Genomic DNA, 19,419 nt, shown 5'->3' on the forward strand with positions numbered 1-19,419 from the left:
CGCGACGGCGTCGCCCGGCCTGGTCCGAGGCTAACACCGGCCGGATCGCGACTGCGCGGCGACGACGTGGGCCGGCGTCAACCCCCCGGATTGGGCACTCACGGACGAGACGGGACTCGGCTAGTCAGGGGTGGCACGGATGTCTCGCGTCGACGATGACGCGACCGTGGAGGGATGTGCGCGCCGCACGCGGCGTTCACGACGTGATCACCCGACACAGAGGAGACCAGATGTTCAAGCGAACCCTGACCAACATCGGCGCGGGCGTCGCGCTCGCCGCCGCGGGCGTGCTCGCCACCGGCGCCGCCGCCTACGCGCACGAGTGCTTCAACCCCAACCGCTCCGACCAGGGCAACGCCGGCGCCTCGAACTCGCAGGCGTGGTTCACGGTGCACGTCGAGGAAATCACGGAGGGCATGTCCGAGGAGGACGCGTCCTGCTTCCTCGAGGCCTACGCGTCGACTGGTGCGCCGTCGTCGTTCACGATCCACGTGAAGGGCGTGAACGGCCAGGACGGCGTCATCGCCGGGAACAACCCGCACCCCGAGAAGGCCGGCGACGGCAAGGGCATCGACGAGATCTTCGCCGCCCACGGCGCGGACATCGGCTTCGCCTTCGAGAGCTGCGGGATCCCGGCCCCGTTCTGATCGACGCCCAGCAGATCGACGGATGGGTCCGGGCGGAGCGGCGCACACCCGCTCCGCCCGGACCTCTCTCATGCCGCGGCTGCTCGCAGCCGGGCTACCAGAGCACCACCATCATGGGCACCGAGTCCGAGTCGGCGTAGCCCTCGCCGCCGTCGAACTCGACGGTCAGCAGGTGCGCCCCGGCGCCGAGCCTCGGCAGCTTCACCTCGAACCGCCCGCGGGCGTCCACCGCGACCTGGGTCGTCGCGATCGCCGTGCCGCCGTCGGAGATCGTGACCGTCCCGACCGGCGTCGTCCCGTCGGCCGCCGTGACCTGGCCGGCGACCTTGATCGCCGAGCCCGCCTTCGCGAGCACCTTGCTGGGCACCGCGAGCACCGAGGTGCCCACGGCCGGCGGCTCCTGCTCGTCGACGAGCACGGCAGCGGTACGGGCCGGCAGCGTGAGCGTGCCCGACGCGGTGCTCCACGCCGTCGACTTCACGACCGGGTCGGAGCCGTTCGCGAGCGCGTCGGCGAGCGCGAACTCGCGTCCGGCGAGGCCGTCGACCTGTTCGGTGATCGCCTCGGGCGAGGCGTTGAACACCACCAGGGCGCCGTCGAGCTCGGGGTCGACGTCGTCGCCCACGAGGTCGTCGATCTGCATCACGATGAGGCCCGGCGTGGCATCCGCCCCGCTGTTCGGGAACGTCACCTTCTGGTCGATGAGCTCGGCCGAGCCCAGTTGCAGCAGGTCGACGTCGCCGCGCACGCGCAGCAGGTCGAGGGCGGATGCCTCGGCCGCCGCCATGTCGGCCGCGGTCGGCTTCAGCGCGGGGTCGGCGAGCAGCGGCGCCATGTCGTTCCAGTGGTCGCCGTTGTCCGCCTTGTTCGGAAGGCCCGACCCGAACGTCGACTCCTGACCGGTCCAGTCGATGCGGTTGAACCAGTCGCCCGAGTTGTAGCTGTTGCGGTCGAGCGACTTCGAGCGGAGCAGCTCGGTGCCGGCGTGCCAGAACGAGGGCGTCTGCGCGAACGTCACGGTCGCGAGCGACAGCGTGTTCATGCGCACGCGGTCGGCCATCGACGTGTCCGTCGGGAGCTTGAGGATCCCGAGGTCGAAGAGCGTCTCGTTGTCGTGCGCGTCGACGTAGTTGATCACCTCGTCGGGCTGGTCGGCGTAGCCCGCAGGCGAGCCGTTGTAGTCGAACCCGTCGCCGCGCTTCACCGTGCCGTCGGAGCCGGTGAACTCGAACGCGCGCAGGTTGCCCGCGAGTCCGAGCTTCACGAGGTCGGTCTGCTGGCCCAGCGTGCGGGTGCCGTCGCGAACGGGGTGCCCGTTCGGGTCGCCCGCGAGACCGGTCCCGAAGCCCTGGTCGAACTTCGAACCCGCGTCGACGGGGCTGCCGCCGTGCACGCCGTCGCGGAGACGGTCGTTGAACGTGCCGATGCCCGTGCCGCCGAGCTGGCCCTGCGTGGCCTGCTCGAACAGCGCGTTGTCCGCGACCTCGCCGAAGTTCCAGCCCTCGCCGTAGAGGTACACCGCCGAGCCGTCCACGCCGTCCTCCGCGAGCGTGAGCTCGTCGAGCGCCGCGCGGATCGCGAGCATGTTGTCGCGAGAGTGGTGGCCCATCAGGTCGAAGCGGAAGCCGTCGACCTTGTACTCCCTGGCCCACAGCACCACGGAGTCGACCATGAGCTTCTCGGCGACCTCGTGCTCGGTGGCGATGTTCTGGCAGCAGGTCGAGGTCTCGACGTTGCCGGCGCCGTTGAGCCGCTGGTAGTAGCCGGGCACGATCCGGTCGAGCACCGACTTCCGACCCTGACCTGCCTCAGCGGTGTGGTTGTACACCTCGTCGAGCACGACCTGCAGGCCCATGCCGTGCAGCGCGCCGACCATGCCGCGGAACTCCGCCACCCGGGCGCCGCCGTTCGGATCCACCGCGTAGGAGCCCTCGGGCGCCTGGTAGTGGAACGGGTCGTAGCCCCAGTTGAAGCCGTCGAGGTCGCGGATCACGTCGATGCACGCCTGCTGCTCGGTCGACGCCGGACCGTACGACGCGAGGTCGCACGCGGGCGTCGCCTGCTGGTCGCGGCGCTCCTCGATCGTGGCGATGTCGAACGTCGGCAGCAGGTGCACGGTGTTGATGCCCGCGTCGGCGAGCTGGCGCAGCTGCGCCGTGCCGGCCGAGTCGCGCGTGAAGGCCGCGTACGTGCCTCGCTCCGCCTCGGGCACCGACTCGTCGGTGATCGAGAAGTCGCGCACGTGCAGCTCGTAGATCGCCCGGTCGACGGGTCGCTCCACCTTCGGCGCGGGCGTCTTCGCCCACTGCTCGGGCGCGAGCGAGTCGTCGTCGAGGTTCACGACGACCGTGCGTGCCGAGTTCGTGGTGAGCGCCACGGAGTACGGGTCGGTGACCGAGTTGACCTCGATCGCGCCCGTGGTCGGGGCGAACACCTCGACCGACCAGCGGTACTCCTCGCCGACCGTGCGTCCGTCGACGCTCCACGTGCCGTCGGCGGCGTTCCACTCGGCGGGAACGACCGTGGGGTCGCCCGTGCCGCCGGCGGGCCAGACCTCGAGCGAGGCCGACTGCGCGGTGGGCGCCCAGAGGCGCAGGGTCGCGTCCTGGCCGCTCACCGTCGCACCGAGCGGCACGGATGCCACGGCGTCGGCGTAGAGGTCGTCGAGCACGCCCGGCAGCTGCACGCCGGTGAACGCGGACAGCGCGCCAGGTCCAGTGGCCGCTGTCGTCACCTGCGACACCGCAAGCTGCTCGGTGAGGAGCTGCTGCACCTCGGCGCGGTCGAGCCCGACCGGGTGCAGGGCGATGAAGCCCTCGAGCGCCGGGAACTTCGCCAGCTGCTCGTCGGTGAGGCCCGCCGGGTCCCGCTGGAGCTCGATCGGCTCGCCGCCGCCGGTCACGGCGCCCTCGGCTGCCGCGAGTCCGGCGTCCGCCGCGTGCTCGAGCGCCCAGGTCGCCGAGTCGGCGGATGCCCCGCCGAGCAGGTCGGCCGGCCAGGCGAGCGTGTCCTCGCTCACCCAGTGCGCGCGCGACTGACCCGTGCCCGCGAGCGGCGGATCCGTCACGACGATCTCGAGCACGTGCGTCGCGACCGTGTAGCGGAACTCGACGAGCTTGCCGTCGGTCGCGGTGAACGAGTAGTTCCCACCGTCGCGAGCGCCGCCGACGCCGTAGTTCTCGGCCCAGCTGCGGTCGTGGGCGACCTTCACCTCGTAGTTGCCGCCCGGGATCGCCGAGCTGGACCACGTGTACACGCCGTCCTTGTCGCCGTCCTGCATGAGCGTCGCGAGGCACTCGGGCTGCCAGTCGCCGGGGCATCCGACCTCGGACTGGAAGCTGCCCGGCAGCGTCACGACGGGACCCTCGGCCGTGGACGAGACGACCTTGGTCACGGGGTTCCAGAAGAACGTCACCGGCTTCGTTCCGTCGGTCGTGTAGGTGATGTTCGGCCCGTTCGGCTCGCCGTTCGCGCCGTAGTTGACGTCCCAGCTGCCGTTGATCGCCACCTTGTACTCGTAGGTGCCGGCGGGCAGGGTGAACGTGCCCTCCCAGATGCCGTCGGCGCGCTTCGTGAGCTTCGCCGCCTCGCAGCCGGGGGTCCAGTCGCCCGCGCAGTTCATCTCGGAGTTGTGGTTGCCGGGCACCGTGACGAGGTCGATCGGCTGCTCGGGCTCCTCCTCCTCGACGAGGTTCACGGCGTTGCCCACCGACGCGTAGGTCGAGGCGGCCGAGCGGTGGCCTGCGGCATCCGTCGACACGGCGCGGTACTCGACGAGCGTGCCGTCCGCGAGGCCCGCCGTGTCGTGGAAGACGCGCGGCGTGGTGTCCTCTGCGGTGCCGAGCGCGTGCCACGCGTCGCTGCCCGCGACGCGCCACGAGAAGCTCGTCTCGGCCCAGGTGGCGTCGTCGACGTCGGCGACGACCGGCGTGATGCCGGTGACGCCGGCGCCCGCTGCGGGGGTCGCGACCGAGATGGCGGATGCCGCGTCGGGCGCGCTCACCGTGCGGTCGGCCTTCAGCACCACGGTGCCGAGCGCCGGCACGGTCACGGATGCCACGCCGTCGGCGTTCGCCGTCACGCCCGGGCCGTCGGTGCCGTGGAGCGGCGCGAAGACGCCGCCCTTCGTGAGCGTCGGGACGTCGACGGTCTTCGCGGCGTTCGAGTTGTTGGCCGCGACGAGGTACTCGACCTTCTCGGTGCGGTCGATGCGCGAGAACGCGTAGACGCCCGCGCCGTTGTCGACGTAGCGCTCGACCTGCGCGCCGGTCGCGAGGGCCGGGTGCGCCTGGCGCAGCGCAGACAGCTCGCTGATGTGGCCGTAGAGCGGCACGTCGGTGCCGGTGTGCGCACCCGTGCCGAAGGTCTCGCCGGTCACGAGCGACTGGCCCTGGTACTCAACGACCTGGGTCGGGAAGAGGGTCTGGCGCGCGCTCTGGTCGCCGCCGATGCCCGCGAAGCCCTGCTCGTCGCCGTAGTAGACCACGGGCTGCCCGCGCGTGAGGAAGAGCAGCTCGTGGGCGAGCTCGTCCCGCTGCAGCGGGGCATCCGTCGACTGCAGGAAGTAGCCGACGCGACCCATGTCGTGGTTGCCGAGGAAGGTCGGCAGCGCCGTCGCCGACGAGTCGGGCGTGGTGTAGTAGTCGTCGCCCGCGAACAGGGACTGCAGGTTCTTCGCCGAGTTGCCCGCCGCGAAGCTCACGGCCTGCGACTGGAACGTGAAGTCCAGCACCGAGTTCATGTCGGTCTTGCGCACGTAGGGCGAGAGCTTCTGCGGGTCGGCGTCGTAGACCTCGCCGAACATGAAGAAGTCCTGCTTGCCCTGCGCGTGCGCGTAGTCGAGCACGTCGGTGGCCCACTGCTCCCAGAACTCGAAGTTCACGTGCTTGGCCGTGTCGATGCGGAAGCCGTCGATGCCGAGGTCGATCCAGTCCTCGTACACGTCGACGAAGCCGTTCACGACGGTGGGGTGCTCGGTCATGAGGTCGTCGAGGCCGACGAAGTCGCCGTACGTGACCGACTCGCCCTCCCACGTCGAGTCGCCGCGGTTGTGGTACAGCGTCGGGTCGTTGAGCCACGCCGGCACCTTGAGGTCGGCGTCCTCGGGCGCGACCGTCGGCGTGTACGGGAAGCTCGTCGCCGCGTCGAGCGCCGGGAACGGCTTCGAGCCGTCGGCGTACTCGGCGACGTCGATGACGTTGCCGCTCGCATCCGTGTAGGGCGCGGTCTTCGTGTCGATGTACGAGTACTGCTGCTCCTGGTAGTCGATGACGTCGGCCGTGTGGTTCGTGATGATGTCGAAGTAGACGTCGATGCCGCGGGCGTGGGCGTCGTCGATGAGCGTCTTCAGCTCGTCGTTCGTGCCGAGGTGCGGGTCGATCTGCGTGAAGTCGGTGACCCAGTAGCCGTGGTACCCGGCGCTCGCGTTCGCGCCCTCGCCCTGCACCGGGCGGTTCTCGAAGCTCGGGGTGAGCCAGATCGCCGTGGTGCCGAGGCCGTCGATGTAGTCGAGCTGCGAGCGCAGGCCGGCGAGGTCGCCGCCCTGGTAGAAGCCCTTGTGCGTCGGGTCGAAGCCGGTCGTGAGGGCGTCGCCGGTGAGGCCGCCCTGGTCGTTCGTCGCGTCGCCGTTCGCGAAGCGGTCGGTCATGACGAAGTAGAACACCTCGTCGCTGCCGGGCTGGCGCACCGGGTCGGCCACGAGTGCGGCGTCGGATGCCTCGTCGTACGCGCCGCGCAGGCCCGTCGCCTCGAGGCCGACGCGCTTCAAGGTGTCGTCGAACACGACGCGCACGGGCGTGTCGCCCTCGACGGTCAGCGGGATGTTGCCGTCGCCGCCGTTCAGTCCGTAGGACTCGGCCCAGCTGTCGTTCACGGCGACCTTGTACTCCCAGGTGCCGGCCGGGATGGTGAAGTCCGCGGCGTAGACGCCGGGGGTGGCCGTCGGCGCGAGGTCGGTGGCGGCGCAGTCGGGCTGCCAGTCGGCCGAGCAGCCGAGCTCGGACTGCAGGCTCCCGACCAGCGCGAACGACCGGTCCTCCGCCTGCGCGGGAAGCACGGGCAGCACCACCGCAGCGGATGCCGCGAGCGCTCCCGTCACGATCGCCGCCAACCACCTGCGCTGCTTCGCGCTCCGCGTCATCCTCGACTCCAGTTCTCAGGGCACGTCGACGTGCCACCCGGCTGGGGGTGACGCTAGCAGCGGAGCTCGCGTTAATGCAAGCGCTTGCAATAGATGTGACGCACAGCACTGCGGATGCCGCGTCGTGGCGGCATCCGCAGTGCAAGCGTTCTCACGCACTGTTTGCTCGCCATCGGGGCCATCCCGCCGTCCGCCCGCCCGCCGTCCGCCCGCCCGCCGAGCGCCGACCGCCGAGCCGCCCCCGCCCCCGCCCCGCCGTTCATCCCGAACGGCGGCGACGAGAGGACGCAACACGCCGTGGGCGCGTTCGCGCGCCGGGCATGTTGCGTCCTCTCGTGGTCGGCGTCCGAGCGTGAACGTCAGAACGTGTGGCCCAGGTAGACGGAGCGGCGCATCTCGTCGCGCAGGCGCTCCCCCTCGCGGCGGCGCTCATGGAGCTCTGCGAGCTCCTCACGGCTGAGCGGCTGACGCGACGCGGCGAACATGGCGAGCACACCAGCGCGGATCGCCCGCGCCATCCGGGCGAGGCCGTGGACCGCGCCGACCTCGGTCGCCGGGGCGGAGGAGCTGATGGTGAGTGCGGTGTTCATGACGATCCTCGATGGTTCGGAGCCCGCCGGTTGCGAGCCGTGCACCCAGTACAGCGCCGACCGGGGTGTCGCCTCATCGGCGACGGCTACCGAGATCGCCGATGCGGGCTACCGAGATCCCGGGAGCTCACGCCGTGAGCAGGCCGAGCTCGCGCGCGGCGCGCACCGCGTCCTGGCGTGACTGCACCCCGAGCTTCGCGAGCACCGCGGCGACGTGGCTGTCGACCGTGCGCACCGACACGACGAGTCGCTCGGCGATCTCCGCATTGGTGAGGCCCTCGGCGAGCAGCCGCAGCACCCCCACCTGGCGGTCGGTGAGCCCCTCGGGGTTCTGCCGGGTGAGGTTCGACGGACCGCGCGGGATGCTGCGCACGCCCCGCTCGCGGAGGTCGGCGCGCACGCGGCGGGCGAGCGGCACGGCCCCGATGCGGTCGAGGATGGCGAGCGCGTCGAGCAGGTCCGCCTCGTCGGGGCTCTCGGCGAGCGCCGCCGCCTCGTGGTAGGGCGCACCCGCCTCCCGCCAGAGCTCGGCGGCGCGGCGCCAGTCGCCGCGCGCCTGCACGGCGGCCGGGAACCCCTCGTGCTCGGGCACCTCGATGTCGGCGTCGCCGGCCCGGCGCAGGACGTCCCCGAGCTCGGCCCGCAGCGACGCCGCGTCCCGGCTCGCGGCCTCCTCGTACTCGGGGCGCGCGATGGCCCGCGCAGCGGCCGCGTCGCCGCGGAGCAGGGCCGCCTCAGCACGGGCCACGGCGACCGGGCCGCGTCGCTGCAGCTCGCCGAGGTGCTCCGCGAGTCGCCGCGCCTCGTCGAGCACCTCGTCGGCGCCCTCGTCTCCGCGGCGCAGCCGCACGGTGCCCTGCACGGTCAGCGCCACGCAGCGGGCGTGCGGCGGCCCGGGCAGCGGGTCGATGACGGCGAGGGCGTCGTCCCATCGCGCGCGCGCCAGGTGCAGCCGCGCCTGCTCCATCTGCTGGTAGCTCACGAAGCCGATGAATTCCGCCCGCTCGGTGATCTCGATGGCCCGCTCGAGGTGCACCTCGGCGAGGTCGAGCCGGTACTGGTCGAGCAGCCCCCAGACGAGGTTGACCGAGGCGCGCGCGGCATCCTCGATGTCGTCGACGGCGAGCGCGACGTCGGCGGCCTCGAGGAGCTCGGCCATGCCGGCGTCGTCGGCGAGGAACATGAGCGCCGTGCCGTGGTTGTTCAGGGCGTGCGAGAGCACCCCGGCGTCGCCCGTCTCGCGGGCGATCGCGATCGCGCGGCTGGCGAGCTCGATCGCGCGCCGCGTGTCGTGGGCGAGCAGGGCGAGCTGCGACTCGTTGCTCAGCGCCATCGCGTAGAGGCCCTCGTCGCCGGCGTCGACGAGCACGGCGGATGCCTCCTGCGCCGACGCCTCGGCCGGTGCACGGAGCCCGTCGAACCACTGGAATCGCGACAGCCAGCGCAGGCTCGCCCCGAGCCGCCGCGCGTCGCCGAGCGCACGACGCTGCGCGACCGCATCCGTCTGGGCGAGCATCGCCGAGTGCGCGGCACCCACGGTATACGCCTCGATCGCGTACTGCTCGGTCAGATCCGCGAGCGTGGCCGCGTCGTAGCGTCCGGCGTGTTCGAGCGCCACGCGGTAGTGCGCGGCCGCCTGCCGGTGCGCTCCTGATGCAGCGGCATCGCGTGCGGCGCGCGGCGCCCATTCCACGATGGCGCCGACGTCGCCGGCGGCGAGCGCGTGGTGCACGAGCCGGGCGGGGTCGGCCACGCCCGAGGCGACGAGCGCCTCGAGCGCGCGCTGTTCGAGCTCGATCCGCCGCGACGCGGGCAGCGAGTCGACGACCGCCCGCCGCGTGAGCTCGTGTCGGAACCGCACCCCGTCGGGGCTGACCGCCAGCAGCCCGCCCTCCTCGGCCGCGCGCAGGGCGCCCGCCGAGCCGGGCACCAGTCGCGCGAGCAGGTCGGCGTCGACCGCGGACGGCACGACCGCCAGCTGCTCGACATGCTCCTGCGTGGCAGCGTCGAGCCGCCGGAGGCGTCCCGTGACGGCATCGACCACGGTGGGCGGCACGCTCACCTCGTCGGCCGACGCGACGAGCTCGCTCACGAAGTACGGGTTGCCCTCGGTCATCGCGAACACGCGTCGGGCGTCGAGGCCGCTGCCGGCGGTGAGGGCGCCGACCGCCGCGGGCGACAGTCGCTGCAGCGCGAGGCGCTCCACGCGCTCGCGGGGACCGAGGTCGCCGAGCAGGCGGTTCAGGGGGTGGTTGCGGTCGAGCTCGTTCCGGTAGGTGAGCACGAGGGCCGCGGGCAGGGCGTCGATCCGGCGCGCGAGGAAGCGGAGCACGTCGAGCGTCGCCTCGTCGGCCCAGTGCACGTCCTCGACGACGAGGATCGTCCCCGGGGCATCCGCCAGCTCGTCCTGCAGCGCCGCGTAGACGTCCTCGCGGTCGCCGCCGCGCAGGGCGTCGCGGAGCCGCGGTCCGACGTCGAGGGCGAGGTCGCGCAGCGGACCGAGGGTGCGCGGCGTCGACATCGCATCGCACGAGCCGACGAGCACGCGCGTGCCCGCGGGGGGATCCGCACGCAGCGCCTCGACGAGGCTCGTCTTGCCGATGCCGGCCTCGCCGTGCAGCAGCACGACGCGACCGCGACCGCTCACCGCCTCACCGGCGGCATCACGGAGCTCGGCGAGCTCGGGCTCGCGCTCGAGCAGGTCCCTGCGCATAGTGCGAGCATGCCCGCGCGCCACCCGCCACGCAACCGAGCGCGCCCGGAACCCGGGAAGCGGCGCGGCGACCTCGCGGTGCGGCGGTCACTGCGCGGCGGCCGCGGGGATCAGAGCCCCGAGTACGCGTGCAGGCCCTTGAAGAACAGGTTGACGATGGTGAAGTTGAACAGCACCGTCGAGAATCCGATGATCGCGAGCCACGCCGACCGCGAGCCGCGCCAGCCGCGCGTCGCCCGGGCGTGGATGTACCCGGCGTAGACCACCCAGATGATGAAGGTCCACACCTCCTTGGTGTCCCAGCCCCAGTACCGGCCCCAGGCCGCCTCGGCCCAGATCGCGCCGGCCATGAGCGTGAACGTCCAGAGGATGAACCCGATGATGATGACCCGGTAGGCGAGGTTCTCGAGCGTCGCCGAATCGGGCAGCGTCGCGAGGAACGACTGCTTCGCAGCCGTGCCGGATGCCGCGATCGACTCGCGCCGCGCCTGCATGAGCTGCACGACCGAGAGCGCGAATCCGAGCGCGAGGAAGCCCACCGACGAGGTCGCGACGAACACGTGGATCACGAGCCACGCGGACTGCAGCGCGGGCGGCAGCGGCACGACGCTGACGTAGAAGTTCACGGTCGCGATGCCGAGGAGCACGAGCACGAGGCCCGTCACGAACGTGCCGAGGAAGCGCAGGTCGTGCTTCGAGACGACGAGCACGAGCAGGTAGACGCTCGTGATGATGAGCGTGCCCGTGAGCGCGAACTCGTACATGTTGGCCCACGGCACGCGCCCGGCGGCGAGGCCGCGCGTGATGTCGGCCGCGAGGTGCAGCGCCCACGCGACGACCGTGAGGGCGACGCCGACCCGCAGCGACGGCGAGCGGCCGTAGGCGACGGCGCCGTCCTGAGCCCATCGGGATGCCGCGCGCTTCGGCGGTGCGGCCACGATCGTGCCGCCGCCGGCCGCGTCGGCAGCCGTGGTTCCGGATGCCTCGACCGACGCGGCCTCGACGGAGGTCGCCTTGGCATCGTCGGCCGCCTTGGCGGCCACGGCCGAGCGACGCGCGAGGTCGATCGCGTACGCGATGAACGCGAGCGCGTACACGGCCATCGCCGAGTACACGAGGATGATGGAGATCTCGTCGAGCGTCACGTGACTACCTTACGTCGGGGGATTCGCGGGGTCATCGGGCGATTCGTCGGCCTTCCCCGCGTGCTTGTCGGCGAACGCCGCCACGGCGTCCTCGAGGCCGGGGTCCTCGCCGCGGGCCAGGCCTGCGTACTCGAGCACGAACGTGCCGTCGGGCCGGCGGGCGGCCTTCACCCACATGCGCCGGCGCGGCACGAACAGCGAGAGCAGCAGTCCGCCGACGATGAGCACGGCGAAGACGAGCACCCAGCCCTGCGAGGGGTCGTTGTGGATGTCGAAGCTGGCGAAGCGCGAGACGCTGTGCGAGAAGTCGTCGTCCGCGGCATCCGGATCTGCGTTCTCGAACGTGATGGAGCCGAGCCCGTTCGGCAGGTCGACGGTGTCGCCGGGCATCAGCTCGAGCGAGTCGACGCCGGTGCTGCCGCCGGTGAGCTGCTCCATGGTCGACGGGTCGAGCGTGTAGACCGACGTGGGGGTCCCGCCGTCGATGCCGAGGTCGCCCTGGTACACGTTGAGCGTCAGCACGGGGTAGACGAGGTCGGGGTAGCTCGACGTGTAGGCGCCCGACGGGAGCGTCGTCTGCGTCGGGTAGAGGAACCCGACCATGCCGAGCTGGTCCGCGAGGCCGTCGGGCACCTTCACGACGCCGATCGAGGTGAGGTTCGCGTCCTGCGGCAGGAACGGCACCGAGTCGGTGAACACCACGTTCCCGTCGGGGTCGCGCACCGTGATCGTGGGCGCGTAGCCGTTGCCGAGCAGGTACACGTCGGTGCCGTGCACGCGCAGCGGCTCGTTGACCTTGACGACGCCCTCCGCCGGCTCGCCGCCCTGCGCCTGCACGGTCACGCGCGCGGTGAAGTCGATCGGCTGCCCGATCGCCTCCTGGTTCTGCGTCTCGTAGACGGCGTCGAGCTCCTCGAGCGACAGGCGGTACGGGTCGAGGCGCGTGTCGTCGAAGAACCGCCCCGGGTTGAACGAGTCGTAGGCGGCGAGCGTGTTCACGAACGACTGGCCCTCGACCACGACGCGCTGGCCCGAGAACCCGAACCCGCCGCCGATGCCCACGGCCACGAGCACGCCGAGCAGCGCCGTGTGGAACACGAGGTTGCCGGTCTCGCGCAGGTAGCCGCGTTCGGCCGAGACGGATGCCTCGCCGCGCAGCTCGTAACGCTCGACCCGGTAGCCCGCCTGCTTGAGCTGCGTCGCCGCGGCGGCGATCGCGGCATCCGCTGCATCGGTGGTCGAGGAGGCGCCCTGCGCCGTCTCGAAACCGGTCAGAGATCTCTCGGTGTACCCCGCGAGCCGCTGCAGTCGCACGGGCGTGCGCGGCGGCCGCGCCCGGAGCGCGTCGAAATGGTGCTTCGTGCGCGGGATGACGCAGCCGATGAGCGACACGAACAGCAGCAGGTAGACCGCCGAGAACCACGCCGACGTGTAGACGTCGAACAGCTGGAACCCGTCGAGCACCGGCGCGAGGCCGGGGTTGTCGGCGAAGTACTGGGTGACGCCGTTGGGGTCGCTCGAGCGCTGCGGCACGAGCGATCCGGGCACCGCGGCGATCGCGAGCAGGAGCAGCAGGAGCAGCGCCGTGCGCATGCTCGTGAGCTGCCGCCAGGCGAAGCGCAGCCAGCCGACGAGCCCCAGCTTCGGCTGCGCGACCGCGTCGCCCGGAGCCGGTCGAGGAGTCGCGGCATCCGTCGACCCGTCATCGCGCACGGGGGCGTCGATGTGGTCGTCGGGACGCGACAGCGCGTCGGGATCAGATCGCGGGGACAAAGCCGGTGATCACCGCCTGCAGTTCGTACATCCAGATGCTCCAGAGGCCCGACACCATGAGCAGGCCGATCGCGATGAGCAGCGAGCCGCCGATGATGTTGATCGTGCGGATGTGCCGGCGCAGGAACGCGAGCGAGCCGGTGACCCAGCCGAAGCCCAGCGCGACGAGCAGGAACGGGATGCCGAGGCCCAGGCAGTAGGCGAGGCCCAGCAGCACCGCGCGGCCGGCCGACGCCGAGTCGGCGCTGAGCGTGAGCACGACGGCGAGGGTCGGGCCGATGCAGGGCGTCCAGCCGAGGCCGAACACGACTCCGAGGAGCGGGGCGCCCGCGAGCCCGGTCGCCGGGCGCCAGGACGGCTTGAACGTGCGCTGCAGGAACGTGAACTGGCCGATGAACACGAGTCCCATGAGGATGAGCACGACGCCGAGCACGCGCGTGATGGTCTCGCCGTACGCGTTGAACCACGCGCCGGCGACGCCCGCGAGCAGGTTGAAGGTGACGAACACGAGCGTGAACCCGGCGATGAACAGCAGCACGCCGAGCACGAGTCGCCGACGGTGGCGCCGTTCCTCCGAGGGCTCGGCCGAGGCATCCGTGAACCCGCCGAGGTAGCCGAGGTAGCCCGGCACGAGCGGCAGCACGCACGGCGACAGGAACGAGACGACGCCGGCGGCGAGCGCGATCGGCATGGCCGCGAGCAGCTGCCCGTTCAGCACGATGTCGCCGACGCCTCCCACGCTCCCGTCGCCCTCCTAGGCCTGCTCGGCGAGGAGGTCGTCGATGATCGACTCGAGGATCGACGCGTCCGTGAGCTGGCCGAGCACGCGAGCCGCGACGCGGCCCTGGCGGTCGAGCACGATCGTCGTCGGCACCGCCGCCGGCGGCACGTCACCCGCGAAGGCGAGCTGCGCGGTGCCCTCGTTCACGTCGAGGATCGACGGGTAGCTGACGCCGTAGGTCTGCTCGAAGGATGCCGCGGTGCCGGCCTGGTCGCGCACGTTGACGCCCACGAACGCGACGCCCGGGTTCTCGACGGCCGCCTCACCCTGGGCCTGCTCGCCGACGCCGAACGACTGCGAGACCTCCTCGAGGATCGGCGCCTCGACCCGGCACGGGGCGCAGCCCGCGTACCAGAAGTTCACGACCGTGACGCCGCCGAGCGTGTCGGCGGAGTCGAACGTGCCGCCCTCGACGGTCTCGCCCGAGAACTCGATGGGCTCGCCGCGCTGCGACGCGTCGAACTCCGAGATCGTGCCGTCGCCCGCGATGTAGTTCTTGCCGCTGCCCTCGCGGTACTGGTCGGCGAGCGGGTCGCTCGCGCAGCCCGCGAGCAGCAGGGCGGATGCCGCGACGAGCGCGACGATCGCGGAGCGCTTCATCACACCGCCCCCACATCGGTCGCGGTGGCCGACAGCCCGGCGGCCGGATCGCGGTACCCCACCTCGACGAACCGCTCGCCGCGGCGCTCGTACGTCGTGATGCTCGACAGCGCACAGCGCCGGCGGCGCGGGTCGTGCGCGAGCGGCTTGCCCGCGACGCTGCGGTGCACCATCCAGATCGGCAGTTGGTGACTGACGATCACCGCGTCACCGCCATCGGTCGCGCTCCAGGCGTCGTCCATGGCGTGCAGCATGCGACGGGCGATCGAGCCGAACGGCTCTCCCCAGCTCGGCTCCCACGGATTGACGAGGAACACCCAGTTGCGCACATCGCGCAACGCGCCGTCCCGCCCGCTCATGCGCTTGCCCTCGAATCGGTTCTCGGGCTCGATGACCCGGTCGTCGAGCTCGGTCTCGAGTCCGAACACCCGTGCGATGGGCTCCGCGGACTGCTGCGTGCGCTGGAGCGGCGACGAGACGAGGGTCGTCACCGGGCGGGATCGGGAGAGCAGGTCGTCGGCGGCGAACTGCGCCATCTCGTGGCCGAGGCTGGAGAGGCCGTAGCCCGGGAGTCGGCCGTAGAGCACGCCCTGGGGGTTGAACACCTCGCCATGGCGCACGAGATGGATCTGCTCGGCCGGCACGGTCTCCAGTCTAGAGAGCGGTTCCCTTTGAATCCGCCGAGGGTCGGACCCGCTGGTGGAGGTGCCGCGGAGCGGCTGCTCCTCAACCCGTGGATGCGCTCGACGGTAGGATGGGTGCCCGTGACTTCCCGCACCCTCATCAAGAACCTCGCCGCGCTTCCCGACGGCCCCGTCTCCGTCGCCGGATGGGTCGACACCGTGCGCGACCAGAAGAAGGTGCAGTTCGTCATCCTGCGCGACGAGACCGGCGCGGTGCAGCTCGTGAACCCGGCGGTGCGCGAGCTCGACCCCGAGGGCGTCAGCGTCGGCGCGGCCGAGGCGCTCGCCCTCACCGAGTCCATCTCCGGCCTCTCCCACGGCACGTTCGTGCGCGTCATGGGCGAGCTCAAGCACGACGAGCGCGTGAAGCTCGGCGGGCTCGAGGTGAAGATCGGCGACCTCGAGGTCGTCACGGCGGCCCTCGAGATCCCCATCGCGGCGGACTCGGGCCTCGACAAGCGCATGGACTGGCGCTTCCTCGACCTGCGCCACCCGAAGCAGAACCTCATCTTCCGCATCCAGACCACGTTCCTACACGCGCTGCGCACGTACTGGGTCGAGCACGAGTTCGTCGAGGTCCAGACGCCGAAGCTCATGGCCTCGCCGTCCGAGTCTCGCGCCGAGCTCTTCCAGCTCGAGTACTTCGACACGACCGCCTACCTCGCGCAGAGCCCGCAGCACTTCAAGCAGATGGCGCAGTCCGCGGGCTTCGGCAAGATCTTCGAGGTCGGCCCCGCGTTCCGCGCCGACCCGTCGTTCACGTCGCGCCACGCGACCGAGTTCACGTCGATCGACACCGAGGTCAGCTGGATCGACACCCACGAGGACGTCATGCGCCTCCACGAGGAGCTCATGGTCGCGGGCTTCACCGCGGTCGTCGAGAAGCACGGCGCCGAGGTCGCCGAGCTGTTCGGCATCGAGCTCACGGTGCCGACGACGCCGTTCCCGCGCATCCCGCTCGCCGAGGCGAAGCAGATCGTGGCCGACCACGGCTACGTGGTTCCGCGTGCGGACGCCGACATGGACCCCGAGGGAGAGCGTCGCATCTCCCAGTACGTCAAGGAGACGTACGGGCACGACTTCGTGTTCCTCACCGACTACGCGTCGACGATCCGGCCGTTCTACCACATGCGCCACGAGGACGACCCGTCGCTGACCAAGTCGTACGACCTCATCTACAACGGCACCGAGATCTCCACGGGCGCTCAGCGCGAGCACCGCGTCGAGGTGCTGGTCGCGCAGGCCGAGTCGATGGGCCTCGACCCCGAGGAGCTCGGCACCTACCTCGAGTTCTTCAAGTACGGCGTGCCCCCGCACGGCGGCTTCGGCATGGGCCTCGCCCGCGTGCTGATGCTCATGCTCGGCGAGGGCTCGATCCGCGAGACCACCTACCTCTTCCGCGGCCCGACCCGCCTGCTCCCCTAGTCCTCCACCGGTCGTCGAGTAGCGCCCGGCGCAGCCGGACCCACCCCCGGTCGTCGAGTAGCGCCCGGCGCAGCCGGACCCACCCCCGGTCGTCGAGTAGCGCCCGGCGGAGCCGGACGCGTATCGAGACGCGGCGAGGGATCTCGATACGGGTCGCGCTGTGCGCTGCCCTACTCGATCACCGGCGGGTTCCAGCGCGCCGCCCTCCTCGATCACCGGACCCGCGGCCACCCGCACGTCGTAGGCTCGAGGGATGGTCGACCTCACCCCGACGGTCCGCATCGAGGGCGGCACGTTCCGCATGGGCTCCGCGGAGTTCTACCCCGACGAGACGCCCGTGCACGAGCGCACCGTCGACCCGTTCGAGCTCGACCTGCACCCCGTGACGAACGAGCAGTTCGCCGCGTTCGTCGAGGCGACCGGCTACGTGACCGTGGCCGAGCGCCCGCTCGATCCGGCGGACTTCCCCGGATACGACCCGGCCGGGCTCGTGCCCGGCGCGCTCGTGTTCACGCCGACGCCGGGCCCGGTCGACTTGCGCGACTGGCGGCAGTGGTGGCGCTGGGGCGAAGGCGCGAGCTGGCGGCATCCGCTCGGGCCCGACGGCGTCGACGCCCTCGAGGAGCGACCCGCCCACCCGGTGGTGCAGGTCAGCTTCGAGGATGCCTCGGCCTACGCCGCCTGGGCCGGCCGGCGCCTGCCCACCGAGGCCGAGTTCGAGTACGCGGCCCGCGGAGGCCTCGACGGAGCCCGGTTCGCGTGGGGGGACGAGGAGTTCCCCGACGGGAAGCTCATGGTGAACCGCTGGCAAGGCTCCTTCCCCTACCGCAACACGGGCGCCGCAGGCTGGGCCGGCACGTCGCCCGTCATGACGTTCCCGGCGAACGGCTACGGCCTCTTCGACGTGACCGGCAACGTGTGGGAGTGGACGACCGACTACTACACGACGCGGCACGAGGTGCCCGGCCAGGAGCCGGTCGACGCCGGCGCGCGCGAGAACCTGCTCGCCGCGACCTCCGCCGAGCCGGGGTCGCGCATCCCCCGCCGGGTGCTCAAGGGCGGCTCGCACCTGTGCTCGCCCGAGTACTGCCTGCGCTACCGTCCCGCGGCCCGATCGCCGCAGGCCGACGACACCGCGACGACGCACATCGGCTTCCGCTGCGCGCGCAGCGTCGCCTGACGCGTCCGGTGATCGAGTAGGGCCGCGCGCAGCGCGACCCGTATCGAGATCTCTCGCCGCGTCTCGATACGCGTCCGGCTCCGCCGGGCGCTACTCGACGACCGGTGTACCCGCGACCGCGTCGGCGAGGGTCGGGTACACCCGCCCGGCCGTCTCCAGCCCGTGGAACCAGCTCCCCCGGCGTGCCACCGCCGCGCCCGACTCGGGGACCGCCGCGAGCCGCAGCTCGACCCCGTGCCCGGCGAGCTCGCGATCGAGGTCTGCGAGCGTGTCGAGCACCGTGATCGACGTGACGCCCATGTGCGTGAGCTCGAGCGCGACCGCGTGCCCGCCGCCGTCGCCGCGCGACCGCACCGCGTCGAGCACCGCGTTCTCGTAGGCGAGTGCATTCGCGGTGTAGAGCGGACCGAGCAGCCGGATCGGCAGCACGCCGTCGACGGGTTCGTCCACCTCGATGCGGAGTCGGTTCAGCTCGCGCAGCACGACGCCGAGCGTCGCGACGATGCCGACGGCGACGGCGAGCAGCAGCCCGGCCGTGAGGCCCACCGCTGCCGTGACGACCGCGATCCAGAAGTCGTTGCGGCTGATGCGCCAGAATCGCACGAGTGACCCGACGTCGATGAGCGCGATCACGGCGACGAACACGAGGGCCGCGAGCGTCGCCTGCGGCAGCAGGCTCAGCACCGGCGCGAGGAACAGCGCGACGAGCACCGCCAGCACGACCGTGACGATCGAGGCGAGCTGCGTGCGCGCGCCGGCGCCCTGGTTCACGGCGCTCTGCGAGAAGCCGCCCGCCGCGGGCAGCACCTGGAAGAACGACCCGAGCGTGTTCGCGGCACCGGTCGCGAGCAGCTCCTGGTTGCTGTCGACCTGCGGTTCGCCGGGCTTGCGGATGCCGCGCGCCACCGCCGCGGACTCGAGGAACGCCATGATCGCGATCGCGATCGCCCCGGGCAGCAGCGCGCCGAGGTTCGCGAACGACGGCAGCTCGGGAGCGGGGAACCCCTGCGGCACGGGGTCGATGAGCGCAACGTCGGCGTCGCCGAGCCCCGCGAACGCCACGAGCAGGATGCCGCCCGCGACGACCACGAGCGGGCCCGGCACCCTCGGTAGGAATCGCTTCAGCAGGAGCAGCACCGCGATCGACCCGGCCGACAGCGCGATCGTAGCGGGGTTCGCGCCGGGGATCGCCTCGAACACGGCGACGACCGAGCGGATGAACCCATGCGTGCTGAGGTCGTCGGTCTCGCCGAGCAGCTTCGGCAGCTGCCCGACGGCGACGGTGGCGCCGACCCCCACCTGGATGCCGACGAGCGTAGCCTTCGAGATGTTCTCGACGAGCGACCCGAGCCGCGCGACGCGCGCCACGAGCAGGATCAGGCCCACGAGCAGGGTGAGCGCCATGAGGTCGGGCACCGGGTCGTCGGACCCGGCGGCGACCCCGGCCGACACGAGCGTCGTGCCGCTGAGGGTGGCGATCGTCGACGTGGTCGAGACGCTCATCGCGCGCGAGCCGCCGAGCATCGCGTACACGAGCATCGGCACCATGCACGTGTAGAGGCCGAGCTGCACGGGCAGGTTCGCGATGGTCGCGTACGCCATCGCCTGCGGGATGACCACCGCGCCCGCCGAGAGCCCTGCGAGCACGTCGGGGCCGAGCCAGCCCAGGCGGTAGCCCGCGAGCGTCGGGAACAGGCGGAAGCCGCGCGGCGCAGCGACCGCCGGGACCTCGGCGCGCGGCAT

The 19,419-nt window shown here is 71.8% G+C and carries 12 protein-coding genes; 3 read left to right on the forward strand and 9 right to left on the reverse strand.

Going from position 1 to position 19,419, the window contains the following annotated elements:
• Positions 1–230: 230 nt before the first annotated feature.
• Positions 231–647, forward strand: coding sequence for a hypothetical protein (locus tag FYC51_RS05855; protein ID WP_148732688.1), 417 nt, complete (start codon positions 231–233; stop codon positions 645–647).
• A gap of 94 nt (positions 648–741) precedes the next feature.
• Here the strand turns inward: FYC51_RS05855 and pulA are convergent, their stop codons facing one another.
• From pulA to FYC51_RS05895, 8 genes are all read right to left on the reverse strand, one after another.
• The gene (pulA, locus tag FYC51_RS05860) at positions 742–6,786 is read right to left on the reverse strand and encodes a pullulanase-type alpha-1,6-glucosidase (protein WP_148732689.1); all 6,045 of its coding nucleotides are present in this window, start codon (positions 6,784–6,786) and stop codon (positions 742–744) included.
• 359 nt (positions 6,787–7,145) lie between these two features.
• Positions 7,146–7,376 (reverse strand): hypothetical protein, encoded by a 231-nt coding sequence (locus FYC51_RS05865; protein WP_148732690.1) that lies wholly within the window; start codon positions 7,374–7,376, stop codon positions 7,146–7,148.
• A 127-nt stretch (positions 7,377–7,503) separates the two neighbouring features.
• Positions 7,504–10,089, reverse strand: a complete 2,586-nt coding sequence (locus tag FYC51_RS05870; RefSeq protein ID WP_148732691.1) for an ATP-binding protein — start codon at positions 10,087–10,089, stop codon at positions 7,504–7,506.
• Positions 10,090–10,199: 110 nt separating this feature from the next.
• Positions 10,200–11,192: a c-type cytochrome biogenesis protein CcsB gene (gene ccsB / locus FYC51_RS05875; protein ID WP_148734151.1), complete on the reverse strand. Its 993-nt coding sequence runs from the start codon at positions 11,190–11,192 to the stop codon at positions 10,200–10,202.
• Positions 11,193–11,243: 51 nt separating this feature from the next.
• Positions 11,244–12,980 carry a cytochrome c biogenesis protein ResB gene (gene resB, locus FYC51_RS05880; RefSeq protein WP_148734152.1) on the reverse strand — a complete coding sequence of 579 codons (1,737 nt, stop codon included), beginning with the start codon at positions 12,978–12,980 and terminating at the stop codon, positions 11,244–11,246.
• A gap of 10 nt (positions 12,981–12,990) precedes the next feature.
• On the reverse strand, positions 12,991–13,698 hold the full coding sequence (locus FYC51_RS05885) for a cytochrome c biogenesis CcdA family protein (RefSeq protein ID WP_148734153.1): 708 nt from the start codon (positions 13,696–13,698) through the stop codon (positions 12,991–12,993).
• 63 nt (positions 13,699–13,761) lie between these two features.
• Positions 13,762–14,388, reverse strand: coding sequence for a TlpA family protein disulfide reductase (locus FYC51_RS05890; RefSeq protein ID WP_148732692.1), 627 nt, complete (start codon positions 14,386–14,388; stop codon positions 13,762–13,764).
• On the reverse strand, positions 14,388–15,032 hold the full coding sequence (locus FYC51_RS05895) for a histidine phosphatase family protein (RefSeq protein WP_148732693.1): 645 nt from the start codon (positions 15,030–15,032) through the stop codon (positions 14,388–14,390). Before FYC51_RS05895 ends, FYC51_RS05890 begins: the two co-directional genes overlap by 1 nt.
• Positions 15,033–15,152: 120 nt before the next feature.
• Between FYC51_RS05895 and aspS the strand changes: the two genes are divergently transcribed.
• Together aspS and FYC51_RS05905 are read left to right on the forward strand one after the other, a co-directional pair.
• The gene (gene aspS / locus FYC51_RS05900; RefSeq protein ID WP_238476232.1) at positions 15,153–16,496 is read left to right on the forward strand and encodes an aspartate--tRNA(Asn) ligase; all 1,344 of its coding nucleotides are present in this window, start codon (positions 15,153–15,155) and stop codon (positions 16,494–16,496) included.
• A 253-nt stretch (positions 16,497–16,749) separates the two neighbouring features.
• Entirely contained in the window at positions 16,750–17,676 is a 927-nt protein-coding gene (locus FYC51_RS05905; protein ID WP_148732695.1) for a formylglycine-generating enzyme family protein, read from the forward strand.
• A 90-nt stretch (positions 17,677–17,766) separates the two neighbouring features.
• Here the strand turns inward: FYC51_RS05905 and FYC51_RS05910 are convergent, their stop codons facing one another.
• On the reverse strand, positions 17,767–19,419 hold the full coding sequence (locus FYC51_RS05910; protein ID WP_148732696.1) for a SulP family inorganic anion transporter: 1,653 nt from the start codon (positions 19,417–19,419) through the stop codon (positions 17,767–17,769).

It is taken from the genome of Agromyces mariniharenae (assembly GCF_008122505.1).
Taxonomy (GTDB): Bacteria; Actinomycetota; Actinomycetes; order Actinomycetales; family Microbacteriaceae; genus Agromyces; species Agromyces mariniharenae.

Bases quoted from the DNA above. Each gene is read 5' to 3' on its own strand.
- FYC51_RS05855 (WP_148732688.1), top strand. From the start codon at position 231: ATGTTCAAGCGAACCCTGACCAACATCGGCGCGGGCGTCGCGCTCGCC.
- pulA (WP_148732689.1), bottom strand. From the start codon at position 6,786: ATGACGCGGAGCGCGAAGCAGCGCAGGTGGTTGGCGGCGATCGTGACG.
- FYC51_RS05865 (WP_148732690.1), bottom strand. From the start codon at position 7,376: ATGAACACCGCACTCACCATCAGCTCCTCCGCCCCGGCGACCGAGGTC.
- FYC51_RS05870 (WP_148732691.1), bottom strand. From the start codon at position 10,089: ATGCGCAGGGACCTGCTCGAGCGCGAGCCCGAGCTCGCCGAGCTCCGT.
- ccsB (WP_148734151.1), bottom strand. From the start codon at position 11,192: ATGGCCGTGTACGCGCTCGCGTTCATCGCGTACGCGATCGACCTCGCG.
- FYC51_RS05885 (WP_148734153.1), bottom strand. From the start codon at position 13,698: ATGCCGATCGCGCTCGCCGCCGGCGTCGTCTCGTTCCTGTCGCCGTGC.
- FYC51_RS05890 (WP_148732692.1), bottom strand. From the start codon at position 14,388: ATGAAGCGCTCCGCGATCGTCGCGCTCGTCGCGGCATCCGCCCTGCTG.
- FYC51_RS05905 (WP_148732695.1), top strand. From the start codon at position 16,750: ATGGTCGACCTCACCCCGACGGTCCGCATCGAGGGCGGCACGTTCCGC.
- FYC51_RS05910 (WP_148732696.1), bottom strand. From the start codon at position 19,419: ATGCCGCGCGCCGAGGTCCCGGCGGTCGCTGCGCCGCGCGGCTTCCGC.